The sequence below is a fragment of the Chamaesiphon minutus PCC 6605 genome, from assembly GCF_000317145.1.
Taxonomy (GTDB): domain Bacteria; phylum Cyanobacteriota; class Cyanobacteriia; order Cyanobacteriales; family Chamaesiphonaceae; genus Chamaesiphon; species Chamaesiphon minutus.
Genome location: NC_019697.1, coordinates 3,042,685 through 3,057,478, shown reverse-complemented (window position 1 = coordinate 3,057,478; position 14,794 = coordinate 3,042,685). Strand labels below are relative to the sequence as shown.

At 44.7% G+C, this 14,794-nt stretch carries 13 protein-coding genes; 6 read left to right on the top strand and 7 right to left on the bottom strand.

From position 1 onward, the window contains the following. The first annotated feature begins 14 nt into the window (after positions 1 to 14). On the top strand, positions 15 to 773 hold the full coding sequence (locus tag CHA6605_RS14020; protein ID WP_015160103.1) for an MBL fold metallo-hydrolase: 759 nt from the start codon (positions 15 to 17) through the stop codon (positions 771 to 773). A gap of 47 nt (positions 774 to 820) precedes the next feature. Here the strand turns inward: CHA6605_RS14020 and purU are convergent, their stop codons facing one another. Beyond that, positions 821 to 1,678: a formyltetrahydrofolate deformylase gene (gene purU, locus CHA6605_RS14015; RefSeq protein ID WP_015160102.1), complete on the bottom strand. Its 858-nt coding sequence runs from the start codon at positions 1,676 to 1,678 to the stop codon at positions 821 to 823. A 164-nt stretch (positions 1,679 to 1,842) separates the two neighbouring features. Between purU and CHA6605_RS34165 the strand changes: the two genes are divergently transcribed. Next, positions 1,843 to 1,980, top strand: coding sequence for a hypothetical protein (locus CHA6605_RS34165; RefSeq protein WP_015160101.1), 138 nt, complete (start codon positions 1,843 to 1,845; stop codon positions 1,978 to 1,980). A 65-nt stretch (positions 1,981 to 2,045) separates the two neighbouring features. Here the strand turns inward: CHA6605_RS34165 and CHA6605_RS14010 are convergent, their stop codons facing one another. Together CHA6605_RS14010 and CHA6605_RS14005 are read right to left on the bottom strand one after the other, a co-directional pair. Next, positions 2,046 to 2,663, bottom strand: a complete 618-nt coding sequence (locus tag CHA6605_RS14010) for an exopolysaccharide biosynthesis protein (protein WP_015160100.1) — start codon at positions 2,661 to 2,663, stop codon at positions 2,046 to 2,048. A gap of 126 nt (positions 2,664 to 2,789) precedes the next feature. Next, positions 2,790 to 4,994 (bottom strand): molybdopterin oxidoreductase family protein, encoded by a 2,205-nt coding sequence (locus tag CHA6605_RS14005; RefSeq protein ID WP_015160099.1) that lies wholly within the window; start codon positions 4,992 to 4,994, stop codon positions 2,790 to 2,792. A 627-nt stretch (positions 4,995 to 5,621) separates the two neighbouring features. On the opposite strand from CHA6605_RS14005, the gene CHA6605_RS13995 reads away from it, so the two are divergent. Then, on the top strand, positions 5,622 to 7,193 hold the full coding sequence (locus tag CHA6605_RS13995; protein WP_015160098.1) for a flavin monoamine oxidase family protein: 1,572 nt from the start codon (positions 5,622 to 5,624) through the stop codon (positions 7,191 to 7,193). 313 nt (positions 7,194 to 7,506) lie between these two features. On the opposite strand, the gene nth is transcribed toward CHA6605_RS13995, so the two are convergent. Together nth and CHA6605_RS13985 are read right to left on the bottom strand one after the other, a co-directional pair. After that, a complete protein-coding gene (gene nth / locus CHA6605_RS13990; protein ID WP_015160097.1) occupies positions 7,507 to 8,202 on the bottom strand; it encodes an endonuclease III in 696 nt (231 codons plus the stop codon). Positions 8,203 to 8,454: 252 nt separating this feature from the next. Further along, positions 8,455 to 9,255, bottom strand: coding sequence for a lipoate--protein ligase family protein (locus CHA6605_RS13985; protein ID WP_015160095.1), 801 nt, complete (start codon positions 9,253 to 9,255; stop codon positions 8,455 to 8,457). Positions 9,256 to 9,294: 39 nt separating this feature from the next. Here CHA6605_RS13985 and CHA6605_RS13980 point away from each other — a divergent pair, with 39 nt between their 5' ends. The 3 genes from CHA6605_RS13980 (at position 9,295) to deoC (ending at position 11,475) form a co-directional block, all read left to right on the top strand. After that, on the top strand, positions 9,295 to 9,990 hold the full coding sequence (locus CHA6605_RS13980; RefSeq protein ID WP_015160094.1) for a Uma2 family endonuclease: 696 nt from the start codon (positions 9,295 to 9,297) through the stop codon (positions 9,988 to 9,990). A 56-nt stretch (positions 9,991 to 10,046) separates the two neighbouring features. Further along, positions 10,047 to 10,682, top strand: coding sequence for an HAS-barrel domain-containing protein (locus CHA6605_RS13975; RefSeq protein ID WP_015160093.1), 636 nt, complete (start codon positions 10,047 to 10,049; stop codon positions 10,680 to 10,682). Between the two features lie 106 nt (positions 10,683 to 10,788). Further along, positions 10,789 to 11,475, top strand: coding sequence for a deoxyribose-phosphate aldolase (deoC, locus tag CHA6605_RS13970; RefSeq protein WP_015160092.1), 687 nt, complete (start codon positions 10,789 to 10,791; stop codon positions 11,473 to 11,475). 104 nt (positions 11,476 to 11,579) lie between these two features. On the opposite strand, the gene CHA6605_RS13965 is transcribed toward deoC, so the two are convergent. Beyond that, positions 11,580 to 13,121: a hypothetical protein gene (locus CHA6605_RS13965; RefSeq protein ID WP_015160091.1), complete on the bottom strand. Its 1,542-nt coding sequence runs from the start codon at positions 13,119 to 13,121 to the stop codon at positions 11,580 to 11,582. Continuing rightward, positions 13,118 to 14,623 carry a DUF3492 domain-containing protein gene (locus tag CHA6605_RS13960; RefSeq protein ID WP_015160090.1) on the bottom strand — a complete coding sequence of 502 codons (1,506 nt, stop codon included), beginning with the start codon at positions 14,621 to 14,623 and terminating at the stop codon, positions 13,118 to 13,120. The genes CHA6605_RS13965 and CHA6605_RS13960 overlap by 4 nt, the downstream gene beginning before the upstream one ends. Positions 14,624 to 14,794: the final 171 nt, after the last annotated feature.

Sequence of the window (14,794 nt, the reverse complement as noted above, 5' to 3'; positions counted from 1 at the left end):
GATCTAAAAACTTTATGCAACTTACCTGGCTCGACAGTAACTCTTGGCTCATCGAACTGGGCGGTAAAAATATTTTATTAGACCCTTGGCTGGTGGGCAATCTCAGCTTTGGCGATCTACCGTGGCTGTTTCTGGGTAGCAAAACCATCGATCGACCCATACCCGCGAATATCGATCTAATTTTACTCTCCCAAGGACTGCCCGACCACGCCCACATCCCCACTTTAGAAGTCTTGGATCGATCGATCCCCGTCGTCGGTTCGCCCAGCGCGGCTAAAGTAGTCCAGAAACTCGGCTACCAACAAGTTACTGCCCTCGCTCCCGGTGAGAGTTATCGCTTTGCCCAGATCGATATTAAAGCTGTTCCTGGCTCGCCAGTCGGCCCCACTGCGATCGAAAATGGTTATATCTTGCGCGCAGATGGGACCAGTCTTTACTACGAACCCCACGGCTATCACTCGCCGACGCTCTCCCAAGAACCAGAGATCGATATTGTCATTACCCCACTAATCGATCTCAAGCTGCCTCTGCTCGGTCCTGTCATCAAAGGAAAAGCCAGCGCAATAGCACTGTGCGAACTCCTCAAACCTAAATTTATCGTGCCCACAGCCGCTGGTGGCGATATCAAATTCGAGGGGTTACTGATGTCGATTTTGACAGCAGAAGGTACGGTTGCCGAGTTTGCAGACTTACTCACATCTAAGTCTCTAGCCACTAAAACGATCGATCCTCAACCTTGGCAGCCTTTTAGCCTAGAGCTGGCTAAAGTTTAAACTCACAACCCTCGGTAGGGACAATCGAGCGATTGTCTCTACTCATCCTAATCAAATACCACAGTTTTATTCCCATACACCAACACCTGATTTTGAAGATGGTGCCGCACCGCTCGCGCCAGCACGATCCGTTCGAGATCTTTGCCCTTCCTAATCAAATCGTCCACTTCATCGCGGTGGGTAACTCTGACCACATCTTGCTCGATAATCGGCCCAGCATCTAACTCTGAAGTCACATAATGACCCGTCGCCCCAATAATCTTCACCCCGCGCTCGTAAGCCTTGTGATAGGGATTGGCACCGACAAAGGCAGGCAAGAAAGAGTGATGGATATTGATAATATTGTGACTGGGGAATGTGTCGATAAATTCGGGACTGATAATTTGCATGTATTTAGCAAGAATCACCAGATCGATGCGATACTCTTTCAGTAATTCTAGTTGTCGTTGTTGCTGTGCTTCTTTATTATCTTTAGTAATTGGCAAGTAATAATAATCGATCCCAAATTGCTTGGCGATCGGTTCGAGATCGGGATGATTGCTAATAATCAGAGGGATTTCTGCTGAAAATTCTCGTGCCTGCTGTCGCCAAATTAAATCTAATAAACAGTGATTTTGACGGCTGACCCAAATTGCCATCCGAGGAATAGTATCGGAAAATCGAATTTGATAAGTACCACCTAAAGGTTGAGAAATCGCCCCAAAAGCTGGAGCGATTAATTCGCGAGGTAGATTGAATCCTTCAATCTGCCACTCGATTCGAGTCAAAAATAAGCCAGCATTAAAATCGGTATGATGGTCGGCATGAACGATATTACCGCCGTTGGCATAAATAAAATTGGCAACTTTAGCAACCAAGCCCTGACGATCCGGGCAAGAAAATAATAGAGTAGCTGTCGGTTTCATTTAGATATATTTGAATAGGATTGCTATCTGAAAGCAGATGATGACGATCGAGGTTGTAAGTATATCGTTCGATCTGCCTATATTATCTTACCTAAAATCCAAAATCTTCAGATGCTAGCGCAGATTATTCTCAACCTTTAAAACCCAATTTATTAGTCATTCAGATGGGCATTAACGATCTCAAAACTATTGCTTTATTCCCAGAATGCCAACAAGAAATCGTTGCAATCAAACAGTTAGTGCAAACGGAGCAAATGCACGTAAAGCCAGACAGCAATCTGGCCATTCGCCATCGACAGTAACATTGAGACGATCGCAACTGCCGTGTCAATGACCGTCAGGTTGAAAACCCCGACATCGAATTAAATTATGGCCATATATATGAGAAAGCCTGAATTGCTAATTGCCAAATTGTGCCAGCAATACTAGCAAAGAAAATAGTTGTCACCATCGTCATTCCATAGCCAATTAAAATAAATAATCCGTCTGACTCTAATAAGCCGATCGCGAGAAATAATAGTGTGTATGCCGGGACGAGATTAGTCAGGGGAATCGGTAATGGTAGCGACATCAATAGGGCATCCCATGCCAAACACATCCCAATAATACGGTATCCCCACCAACTATTACTAAAGCGAGAAAACCTATTTTTGGACATGCGCTCTAAAGGTTGGAGCAACCGATTGATATTTTTGAGCAATTTTTGCGAAGCAGTAGGTGATAGTTCTATTCGCGCAATGCGCTTGGGTAAATAAGGTTTCGAGTAGCCTAAAACTAGCTGACAACCAACTAAAATAATTCCACTACCCACTAATGTCGAAAATCCTGCCAAGGGAATCGGCAGGGGAATGAGCATCGGGATTGTTAAGATTCCGGCGATCGTCCCAAACCCGTTAGTACCAGAGCGTTCGAGCAAGATCGATAGCGGCAAAGGTCGCTCGGCATATTCGACTAAGAGTTGGGAGAGGATTTGCGATAGTTTCATGTGCGATAAAATTTCGATCTACTATTCTAACGCTCGTCACTAATTCTTATCTAATTAGCGATGAACGATCGAGTCGATCGATTTAGAAAAGGTGTGTCTTACCACATATCCTAACTATCTATTATCCTAAACTCCCAATTTGCTCGATACTTTCTGGGGCACCCCAACCGGAATCGCCGATGCTGGTAAGATCGATTTAACGGGTACTAATTGCACCGCACAAGCTTTGAGTTCTGGTTGCAACGAATCGGGACAGGCGGCATCGTGAGTAAATAGATTTGCTTCGGCGTCTTTTGCCCATAGTTCGCCCCAGTGCATCGGCACGAAAACAGTCCCGCGATTGATGGCGGCAGTAATTAGCGCGGGAAATCTACCCGTACCGCGACGCGATCGAATTTCGACCATTTCGCCATTTTCGATCTGCAATCTGGCAGCGTCGCGGGGATGGATTTCGATGAAGGGATCGGGGTGCATCTGTTGGATTTTGGGGATGCGTCCGGTACGGCTCATCGTGTGCCAGTGGCCGTATAAACGTCCTGTTGTCAGCACGAATGGATAGTCGGGGTCTGGTGGCTCGGCGAGTCCTTTGGAGTGGCAGGCGGCAAATTTGGCGCGTTTGTCGGGATGATTGAATTGGAGGTCGGTGTAGAGGCGTTTCCCATACTGGGTTTTGCAACCTGTGGGGTGCGGCCATTGGGTAGGGCCATTGTCTTTGAGAAATTGATGGCTTAATCCCGTGACATCGCAAGGACGACCCGCGCTGAGTTTGGTAAATTCGGCATAGACATCGGCACTAGTTTGGAACCAAAATTGCTCTTTAAAGCCCAGTCGGCGACCGACTTCGGCAAAGATTTCCCAATCGGCTTTGGCTTCGCCCGGTGGCATTCTAAATGCCGGACAGAGCGTGATCGTTCGCTCGGAATTGGTCATTACACCCGTCTTCTCGCTCCACTGGGAAGCGGGGAGGAGGACGTGGGCGTATTTAGCGGTTTCGGTGGGATAGTAGGCATCCTGATGGATCGTAAACGGCGATCGTAATAAGGCCGCTTTCGTCCGCTCCAAGTCTGGCATACTGACTGCTGGATTGGTAGCTGCAATCCACAGCAAGCCTACCGATCCTGTCTCTAGACCTGTTATCATCTCCCAGGCAGTTTTACCACTGGTAGGGGCGATTCTACCTTCGGGTAGATTCCAGAGTTTCTCGATTTCGGCGCGTTGGGCGGGATTTTTGACTAGGCGATAGCCGGGGAGGATGTGGGCGAGTCCGCCAGCTTCGCGTCCGCCCATAGCGTTGGGTTGTCCGGTGAGTGAAAATGGCCCCGCACCCGGTCTACCAATCTGTCCGGTCATCAGATGGAGGTTGATAATGTGGCGGACTTTGGCGGTACCTTCACTAGATTGGTTGACGCCCATCGACCAGAAAGAAAGGATATTTTGAGATGTGCTCCACCATTTGGCCGTTTGTTCCAGATCTGCTTGAGAAATACCGCATTTCGACGCGACTATTTCGGGGGGATAATGTTGGACGACTTCGGTGAAGGCAGGGAAGTTGCTAGTGCAAGATTCAATAAATTGTTGGTCTATCTTCCCCGCGCGCAGGAGTAGATAAGCAATCCCATTTAATAAATCGATATCCGTACCGGGCGTAATCGCCAGATGGATATCTGCGGCTTCGGCGGTTGCCGTGCGACGCGGATCGACGACGACCATTTTGACACGATCGTGTTTTTTGTGATGTTTCCGCAGACGGTTGAAAATAATCGGGTGACATTCGGCGGTATTAGTGCCGATCAGAAAAGCAAAGTCGGTTTTTTCGATGTCATCATAACAGCATGGCGGCCCATCTGCGCCAAAACTCTGGATGTACCCAGATACCGCCGAAGACATACAGAGTCTGGAGTTGGCGTCAAAATTATTCGTACCCAAGCAACCTTTGAGCAATTTTTGGGCGGCGTAGTAATCTTCAGTCTGAAATTGTCCCGAACCATACATGCAGATGCCTTCGGCACCGTGGGTATCTAAGACTGTTTCAATCCGATCGACAATTCGCGTATAGGCTTCTTCCCACGTTGCCCGTTTGAAAGGTTGGTCGAGATTATCTCGTACCATCGGATACATCAACCGATCTTTATACAACGATTCGCTAATCGTCGCCCCTTTGACACAGACCATGCCCTGACTGGAAGGGTGCGCTTTATCGCCCATGACTTTCCAGATCGGGGTACCGATACTATCCCGATTGATGGATTTCCCTGGTTGGGCGGGAGGAGAAGCTTCTAACCCACAGCCGACACCGCAGTAGGGGCAAAGTGTTTTGGTTGTGTCACTCATGATCGAGGGTCGAGGGTAGGGGATAGGGGATAGGGAATAGGGGTTGTGCGAATTTTGGGTATAGATCTGCAAAGTACCGATTCTACCTGCAATATTCTGTGTTTGAGAATACTAAAAATATCGCAAGGCTGGATAGATAATTATCGATCTACCCAGCCTTATTACGATCCGACTAATTTAGGTCGAACGATTACCCTAATTCTTTACTTGCGCTTCATTAAAATGCAATTCATTGCCGATGACCGAAGTAAACGGGGCAAAGTTGAACCAGCACATGAAGGCGAGAAAAAAAGCAACCCAAGTGAGACGCAAGGTTCGATACTCATTTCTAAAAGAAAGTAATCCCTTTAGATCGGGCTATAGCCACGAAGACAACAACTGAAAATATCGATTCAGTCATTAGTGTCAACTGGCGATCGATTTCAGCACATTTAAGTTATGGTAATGCACATTTAAGTTACGGTAATGCTAGACATGTATTGGTAGTTCTTGTTACAGTTTTTACATTGCCTTGCGATAAATGCATTCGCCAGAGTCTATTTTTGCATAAGCATGGAGCCATTCAGTCATATAAAATACAGCAGAAATACATTATCGATCGAGATATCGTTGTCAAACTGCGACTTTATGGCTAAAACTCCTTTAATTCAGATGTTACGACGTGGCTATCAAATCGCCAGATTTGCCGCTCGCGAGCGGATTTCGCCAGCAACAGCCTTAGAAATCTGGGAAAGGCAAATCAGTCGTCGCCGACTATTACAAGGCTCTCTGGCGGCAGCTAGTGCCGTATCTGCGGTGGTATTGGAGCATCAATTCGATCGCCAAGTCGATGCAGCCACGCCACCTGTATTGATTGTCGGTGCAGGAATTGCCGGATTGACGGCAGCTTATTATCTCGATCGATCTGGCGTACCAATCCGAGTTGTCGAAGCCAGCAATCGCGTCGGGGGGAGAATTCTCAGTCGAGCCAAGGCACTAGGCACACCAACGACGGTAGAATTAGGTGGTGAATTTATCGATTCTGGACATCAATACATTCGGAAATTAGCCAAGGAATTAGGTTTAGTCACAGCCGATTTAGTAACTAGCGATCGCGGTTTAACTACAGATACCTGGTTCTTCGATAATCGAATTGTTAAAGAAAGTGAATTAATTAAAGCATTTATCCCGCTAGCCAAACAAATCGATCGCGATGTTAAAGCAATCGGTGAAGTAAATTATAAGTCTAAAAATCTACGCGCTCGTCAACTCGATCGACTCTCTATTACAGATTATCTCGCTCGTTATTGTCGCGATCCGATTTTGCGTCAATTTATCGAGATAGCCTATACTAATGAATACGGATTAGATGTCGATCGTCAATCAGCCATTAACTTATTATTATTAATTGGCAAAGACACGAATAAAATTGAAATATTTGGCAGTAGCGACCAGCGATATCACGTTCGAGGCGGCAACCAACAGATCGTCGATCGACTAGCTGCTAAATTTAACGATCGCATCGAGAAAAACACTCGTCTAGAATCGATTCGTTCTACGCCTAATAATCGCTATCGCGTCAGCTTACGAGCAGGCGACACTAGCAAAGAATATGTATTCGATCGCGTCATTCTCGCATTACCATTTAACATCCTCAGACAAATCGATATTGGCGTCAAGTTGCCAGCAGCTAAACGAACTGCAATAAAAGAAATAGGCTATGGGACGAATACTAAAGTAATTACGAGTTATAGCGATAAATTATGGCGGACTAAGTATAAATCTAACGGTCAATCTTTTAGCGATCTAGACACTAGAGAAACTTGGGAAGTAAGTAGATATACAGATACTCAAGCAGGACTGATTACCAGCTTTAGCGGTGGCAACTTGGGCGTACAACTCAGTCGTTCCAAACCCATTGCTACCAATAGTCAATTAATAACACAATTCGATCGAATTTTTCCTGGAGTCAAAAATTTAGCTGCCAATACATCGCTAATTACCAACTGGGTCGATAATCCTGATGCTAAAGGATCTTACTCCTGTTACTTAGTCGGACAATGGACGAAGTTTGCTGGTGCGGAAGGCGAAAGAGTCGGCAATCTATTCTTTGTCGGCGAACATTGCTCGATCGAAGCTCAAGGTTATATGGAGGGTGGTTGCGCCACAGGATCGATCGCGGCATTAGCAATTTTAAAGGATTTAAAAATTAAAGCTTAACTTCTTATCTAGAAAGTAAAAAACAATATACAATCGTATATTTTAGTAAATATTTTACTAGCTAACTAAATTACTGCTACAGATATTTACTTTTTCCAGCCTCCCCTTAAGAACCCTATTGAAATCTGCTAATGGGAAGGGCGGGTTTGTTTGAGATCGACTAGTCACATTGATATCAACTAGCTTAAATCCGCCCCTACAGATCCAATACTATCTCGGTTAATCTAAAAATTAGTCAGTCCGCCTACGCGGACTTTGCATCATCACTAGCGGTGACTTCAGTCGCTAGCGGTTCTTAAACGAAAAGCAGTGCTCACAGATCCACATTGATATTAGAACGTGTTTTAGTCTTAATTACTCGATTTGCTGACGGACAAAGTTCGGCTAACTCACATTCAAGACAATTGGGTTTTCTCGCATTGCAAATAGCCCGACCGTGAAAAATAGTCATAATTGAAAAATTTTCCCAATCAACTTTAGGAATCAGCTTCATTAAATCCTGCTCGATTTTAATTGGATCTTGATGGCTAGTCAGTCCCAGCAAATTAGTCAATCGTTTGACATGGGTATCGACAGTAACGCCTTGAATATTCCCAAAAGCATGAGCAGAAACCACATTAGCAGTTTTGCGAGCGACACCTGGTAATGTCAATAAATGCTCCATCAATTGCGGCACTTCTCCGTCGAATTCCTCAACGATCTTACGACAAGCACCCTGAATATTTTTAGCTTTGTTATGATAAAATCCAGTCGATCGGACTAATTCTTCAATTTCGAGAATATCTGCATACGCCATCGATCGAGCATCGGGAAATCTGGCAAATAATGCTGGAGTAACTTTATTCACTCGCTCGTCTGTACACTGAGCCGAGAGAATCGTCGCAACCAAAAGCTGAACCGGAGTTATATAATCTAAGCTACAAGTGGCATTTGGATACAATCGTTTCAGTCTGAGCAATACTTCTAACGCTCTTTTTTTCTTGGATCTCCACTTGCGATCGATAGTCATTTTCTAATGTTTTGGCTTGACTGGGAATTTGACAAATTGCGCAAACTCCACTATATGATTAGTATGGATCTAAAAGGATCGAATGATGACTAAATTTATAATCTTTGCAGGTGTAGCGATCGTGCTAATTGGTTTCGCAGTTGGTGGAATTGGATTTTTTATACCTACACCAGTTAAAGATTTCAATAAATCTACTCCAAAAACTATAGTCAAATAGGATTTTCGGATTGGAGCGATCGCGTCAAAGCGCAGTCAATCTAGAGCTAGCTCTTGACTATAAATTTCCGACAATTCTCGATCGGACAGTTCTCGGACATCAAAATCCATCTGAAAATTGCTTCGAGCAGCAATAGTCAGAGCATTAATAATCGTTTGAGTATTTAATTGGGAAATCGATGCAGGTGGCGCAGATATAGATTCGCCAAACACTTTTTCAAATAACTCTAAATCGGGAGCGAGTCGCATCGAACCATGTTGAAGAATTGCACCAGATTTTATCAGTTGGGCACTACCGATGAGTTTATAACCATCTGCACAAACTAGATCCGCACTGGTAGACGTACCGAAACAATTGGGATTGTGAATATAACCTTTTCCTGCCATACCATATTGTAGATCGATGCCGAGCGATCGCCAACCGTCGATAAGAAACTGACAAATTTGCTGATATATTTCTACTCTTTTACCTGTAAATCCCGAACCGATGAAGGCGTAAGTCAGATCGCCTTGATGTAACACGGCACGTCCGCCTGTGGGACGTTTGACGATTTCGATCGGTCGTTCGTGCCATACTAGAGAGGCCCAATGCTCTGGATAGTGTCGTTGGTGATATCCTAGTGAAATCGTCGGCTGCGACCAGGTATAAAAGCGTAATGTCGGTGGAATTTGGCCTAGAATATGTTGGTGTATCAACCACCGATCGATCGCCATTTGCATCGCTCCGGTAGCATCGTTGGCGTAGCCTCTCCCAGGGAGAATCGGTGGAATAAGTCGCCAAGTTGTCGATATATCAGTCGATCGATCGCGATCCCAATTTAACACTCGATTATCCATAGTTACAATCTAGAGTAGTACCGAGCGAGCTAACATAATATGGTCGCACCCATCCTTAATTCAACTACTACCGAGATTATCTATCCCGACTGCGACGGCAATCCAATGTCTGACAATACCAAGCAATTTCGGTGGATTGTCACCATCAAGGAAAATCTCGAACTCCTATATGCCGAAAATCCCGATGTATTCGTCGCGGGAGATTTATTGTGGTATCCAGTCGAAGGTAATAATACCATTCGCCAAGCACCCGACATCATGGTCGCGAGCGGCAGACCGAAAGGAGATAGAGGTTCTTACCAGCAATGGAAAGAAGCGGGGGTTCCACCACAAGTAGTCTTCGAGATTTTATCGCCAGGAAATCGACTGGCAGAAATGCAGCGAAAGTTAAGTTTTTACGATCGATACGGCGTCACCGAATATTATATCTACGACCCCGACCGAACTGACTTTGCGGGCTGGATGAGGACTGATGGCAGGTTAGAATCGATAGAGGAACCACAGAGTTGGGTGAGTCCGCAATTAGGAATTCGGTTTAGTCTCGAACCCGATACCCTCCAAATTTATCGCCCTGACGGTCAACCATTTTTAAGTTTTGTCGAGCTAGATCTGCTTCGTCAAGCAGCCGAACAACGTGCTAATACTGCCGAACAACGTGCCAATACTGCCGAACAACGCGCTGCCATACTAGCCGCAAAACTACAGGAATTAGGCATCGACCCAACAAATTTATAATTGTTTAACATTAGCATCGCCCAGTCTCCCAGTCTCCCAGTCTCCCCACCCCTGCAATGCGTCTACCCCTTCCCCAATTCAGTATCGGTACCAAAAATCCCCAGCACATTGCTGAGGTAATCGAGACATCTACCTGCGAATTTTTGGCTCAATGTCTAGAACCAGAAGATCTCAAACTCGCAATCATGCCCACTTTTGGCAGTATTGTCAAAGCAGCAGATGAAGAAACAGGCAATCAAATCTTGGCGGTGGTTTATCATGCTACCACTGCCCCGATCGATTCGGTACATCGCGCCCGTGCGTTGGGAATGTCTCTAGACGAACTCAGAGAAGAACAACCCCAGATTTTTGCCATGCTCAAAACCGAATTTAAAGCCGCGATTATCGGCTTTGAGGACGATAACGGGCAAATGTATCAATACTTGCCGCCCCGCCCGCCTCAAATCCACCAGGGGGTGTATCAATGCGATAAAGAAGAGATTATTCGCTTCAGCGAACAGTTAGAATTTCTAAGGACATTATTACAGGTACAAGGCGCGCCAGTCGAAGCTCTCACCGCCGCCACCATTCGGGAAATCCATCAATTACGAGCGCGAGATCGATCGTGGTTAGTCACAGCCGGACGCACTGTCAGCCTCATTCTTAAGGATGATTATGACAGATTGCGATATGTGTTATCTCAAATTCGTTGATAGTGAATCGTGAATCGTGAATAGTTGAACTGCGTTCTAATTTAGCTACTTCCTCATCCTATCCCCCAGTCTCCCAGTCTCCCCCTCTCCCCGCTCCCCACCAAAAATGCCAATCGAAGAATCCAAAAACATTGACATCACCCCATATATCGATCATTCCTTGCTGGGTAATGCCGCTACTCCTGCGATGGTAGAACAGTGGTGTCAAGAAGCAGAGCGATTTGGATTTGCGGCTGTGTGCGTCAATCCTTGCTACGTGCGGCAAGTTACCAGCCTATTGCATAGCAGGAAACCGCAGATTTGCACTGTCATTGGTTTCCCATCAGGTGCCACGACGACAGCTACCAAGCTTTATGAGGCTCAAGAAGCAGCCGAAAATGGTGCCCAAGAGCTAGATGTCGTCATCAACATCGGCTGGTTGAAGGCGGGCAAAGTAGACGACGTACACCGCGAAATTGGGGAAATCTGCGAATCGACAGGGCTAGCGGTAAAAGCAATCCTCGAAATGTCGTTACTAACTCCGTCAGAAAAAGAACTTGCCGCTCAAATATGTATGGAAGCAGGCGCACGGATGCTCAAAACAGGTACGGGTTGGGCGGGAGCCGTGACGGTAGAAGATGTCCGCTTTCTCAAGGATCTCACCAAAGACCAAATCGGCATCAAAGCTGCTGGCGGCATTCGCACCCACACCCAAGCAGTCGAACTCATCCTCGCCGGAGCTACCAGACTCGGTACCTCCTGGGGTATCGATATCTTAAAACAACGCGAACGAGAGTCGAAGGCAGGGAGTTAATGGTAGATGAGTAAATAGGTGGATGGGTGGATGGGTGGATGGGTAGCGATTTAGAGAACTTGTTCTCTAAACTATCAACTATCAACTATCAACTATCAACTATCTCAATATCCACTATAAAAATAACAATATTCAGGTCGCTCGATCGCTTTAAGAATCTTTTGACTGGAAGTAATGGCAAAGAAACTCGCGCCAATAACCAACCCGATCGCGGCGAGATATACGCCGAATAAACTACTGAGTAAGTAGCCAACAATAAAGTCAATAATTGTGGCTGTTGTTAGTATTCCTAGAATATCATACAGTCGATCGAGGCTGAGTAAAATCACGGTATTAAATAAACCGATTGCGAATAGTAAATAGCCTAAGCAGGCAAAAATTGTCAAAGCATTATCTATTTGACTGCGCTGCAAAATAGATAATAAAATGATGACGATCGACATCAGCAAGCCAAAGTATAATAAGATGCGGCTTAATAGTAACCAGTATTTTTTTTGTAATTGCCAAGACAGGCCATCGATCTCGGCCAAAGTCATGTTTTTAGCTCGATCGTACCAAAACATCACCATTTTGTAGCTACAATATTCGACAAAGGGAACGATGAGTAATAGATTTAGTAATGCTAAGTCCATACTGTTTTGGTAATCTAGGTTATTGCCTGCGATCGCTCTCAGGTGACCAGCTACAGCAATGTTAGCAACCAATCGATCTGCAAAGATAAATCCAAAATACACGATTCCATATAAAAAGTAAGGAATCAATAAATAAATAAGAACGCTCAGCCGTGGTAATGGTACTATTTGTCCGAACTTTGGTCTAATCGATCGATGCTCGATCTGGTTGAATATAAACAATACTATTAAAGAGACAAAGGCGATCGATATCATCGCTATTTGTGATTCTAGCGCACTTAACTTAAAGAAAAATCGAAATATAAAAAAGCAACAAGTGACGCCGATTAAAATAGTTGGGGCTGCAAATCGATTTTGGAGTCCGACGATTGCGAATAACATCCAAATTATGCTGAGAACTAAGTAGTAAATTCCGGCAACGATCGTATATCGATCGGTAGCAATCTCTTGGTAAAAGCTAAACAGAACTCCAAACGAGCTGAGTAAAATAGTTGTGAAAATTCCCATCGCTAGAATCGAATTACAAATCCGATTGGCTTGTGCATTAGCTTTTAGTCCGATATAAAATAAACCTCTACGGCTAATCATCTGCACAAAACCGCCGCTAGCGATCAGACTAGCCATCGTCACAAACCCAAATAATGAGTTGAGTTCTGGCGGTAGAAAATCTGACGTCTTATCTACTGGTAAATAATTTAGTATTAATAAAATTATGAATGGAATTGTGTAAATAAAACTGTGAAAGAATTGAGCGAAAAAAATATCTAATTCATCCTTAAATGTGGGCTGTCCTTTGTCGAATCGGGTTGCTGTTTCAGCAAATGGAAATTGCTCTCGCTGTGCATATATAAATTGACCCAAGACCAGGGCATTAGGACAGCCAAAATCACTCTCAATTGTTTTGTCTGTATATCCCAAAGCTTCGACGATTGCAACTATTTCCCAAGGATCGCAAACATTAGGATAATTGGTATAAATTGAATCGATTAAGTTTTGGAGGAGATGATTGGTCATATTTTATTATTCATCTTCAATTCACCAATTCGAGCTTGTCGAATTAATTGCAGATAAGTATCGAGATATGTTTGCACGCATTTTGTTTGAGTGAATAGTTCGATTGCGCGCTGTCGAGATTTGACACCCATTTGTTTTCGCTGCTGATGAGTTAAACTTAGCAATTTAACGATCGCATTAGCTAGCTCGCTCGGTCGATCGGCTGGCACTAATAAACCAGTATCGCCCAAGGCTTCGGGAACGCCACCAACATCGGTAGAGACGATCGCACAGCCACAAAACATGGCTTCGATAACTGCATACGGGAAACCTTCAGAGACACTAGACATCGCCACAACATCACCCTCGCTATAAGCCCGCAATGGCTCGCTCGTAAACCCAGCAAAATTAACAATTTTTTCTAATCCATATTCGCGAACTTTTTGTTGACAGCGGGCAAAGTAATCTAAGTCGGTGGGTTTACCATAAAGTCTAAATTCGACATCGGGAAACGTCTCGCGCACGATTGCCGCAGCTTCAATTAAAGTTAATTGTCCTTTGAGCGCGAAAATCAGTCCCATATTCAAAACGACGGGTCGATCGTTGGGAGGATAGTTTTGAGGTTTAAATTTATCTGGGTTGGCACCATTATAAACAACTTTTATTTTTTCGGGAGGTACATCCCACCACTGTTCCCAGCGGGTATTATAGGTACAGACTGGCAAAATAAGATCCGCAAAATGATAATTTAATTTCACCACTGCACTGACGAGATAATGTAAAAAGCGACGCACGAAAATAGACGGAATCGAAGTGCGAAGATTGAGATATTGCTCGCGAATATTAATACCGTGCTCGGTGAGTAAATAGGGAATTCGATATTCCAGCTTGCCAATTATTCCTGGTAAACCACAGTAACTAGCTGCTGACGAGTGAATTAAATCGACAGCAGGAATCGGAACGTGCAGAGGGATTAGTAGCCGATATAGCAGCTTGAGTGTTTCGGCAATCTCCCCTAGGGTAATGCGATCGGGTTTAACTTGAGATTGCCAAGCTGTAGTAGCCAGTTTTTGAAAACATTCCCATACCTCGATCGACATCATCGTTTTGTGGTAGTCATAGCGCAGAAAATATTTGTGAATCGCGACAAACGTCTGACCTAGCGTATCGATATCCATCAAATCTGGCAATAAAATCCCTTTTAAAAGTTGCTCGAATAGAGGGATAAATCGTTGGTTAATTATCGTCCCAGTGGTGGCAATTTTGCTCTTTAAGGCACGAGAAAACGGAAACCGCCAACCATATTCGATCGGGTCTTCCATGCCCCACAGCGGCACCTTGAGGACTTGCGTGACATTGGCTGAGAGTTGATACTGCTGAGGTAGATAAGGATTCGCCACGATCGCCAGCAGCTTGAAATCTACTTCTGGCATATTATGGGTCAATTCATGACACCACGTACTTACACCCCCACCCAAAAATGGATAGGTACCCTCGGTTGTCAGCAGAATGCAAGGCTTCATCTAGGTTTTAGGTTTTAGGCTTTAGGCTTTAGGCTTTAGGCTTTAGGCTTTAGGCTTTAGGCTTTAGGCTTTAGGTATTAGGTGTTAGGCTTTAGGTGTTAGGTGTTAGGAGCAAGACTTCAGGAATTAGCTATTCAATATTATTCAGAACTAAGATGCTGGCGTCTCAAT

What these genes read in the sequence shown, in the direction of transcription:
- CHA6605_RS13965 (WP_015160091.1), bottom strand. Translation starts at nt 13,121, where the DNA reads ATGACCAATCATCTCCTCCAAAACTTAATCGATTCAATTTATACCAAT.
- CHA6605_RS14020 (WP_015160103.1), top strand. Translation starts at nt 15, where the DNA reads ATGCAACTTACCTGGCTCGACAGTAACTCTTGGCTCATCGAACTGGGC.
- CHA6605_RS13975 (WP_015160093.1), top strand. Translation starts at nt 10,047, where the DNA reads ATGCGTCTACCCCTTCCCCAATTCAGTATCGGTACCAAAAATCCCCAG.
- purU (WP_015160102.1), bottom strand. Translation starts at nt 1,678, where the DNA reads ATGAAACCGACAGCTACTCTATTATTTTCTTGCCCGGATCGTCAGGGC.
- CHA6605_RS13985 (WP_015160095.1), bottom strand. Translation starts at nt 9,255, where the DNA reads ATGGATAATCGAGTGTTAAATTGGGATCGCGATCGATCGACTGATATA.
- CHA6605_RS13960 (WP_015160090.1), bottom strand. Translation starts at nt 14,623, where the DNA reads ATGAAGCCTTGCATTCTGCTGACAACCGAGGGTACCTATCCATTTTTG.
- nth (WP_015160097.1), bottom strand. Translation starts at nt 8,202, where the DNA reads ATGACTATCGATCGCAAGTGGAGATCCAAGAAAAAAAGAGCGTTAGAA.
- CHA6605_RS14005 (WP_015160099.1), bottom strand. Translation starts at nt 4,994, where the DNA reads ATGAGTGACACAACCAAAACACTTTGCCCCTACTGCGGTGTCGGCTGT.
- deoC (WP_015160092.1), top strand. Translation starts at nt 10,789, where the DNA reads ATGCCAATCGAAGAATCCAAAAACATTGACATCACCCCATATATCGAT.
- CHA6605_RS14010 (WP_015160100.1), bottom strand. Translation starts at nt 2,663, where the DNA reads ATGAAACTATCGCAAATCCTCTCCCAACTCTTAGTCGAATATGCCGAG.
- CHA6605_RS13980 (WP_015160094.1), top strand. Translation starts at nt 9,295, where the DNA reads ATGGTCGCACCCATCCTTAATTCAACTACTACCGAGATTATCTATCCC.
- CHA6605_RS13995 (WP_015160098.1), top strand. Translation starts at nt 5,622, where the DNA reads ATGGCTAAAACTCCTTTAATTCAGATGTTACGACGTGGCTATCAAATC.
- CHA6605_RS34165 (WP_015160101.1), top strand. Translation starts at nt 1,843, where the DNA reads ATGGGCATTAACGATCTCAAAACTATTGCTTTATTCCCAGAATGCCAA.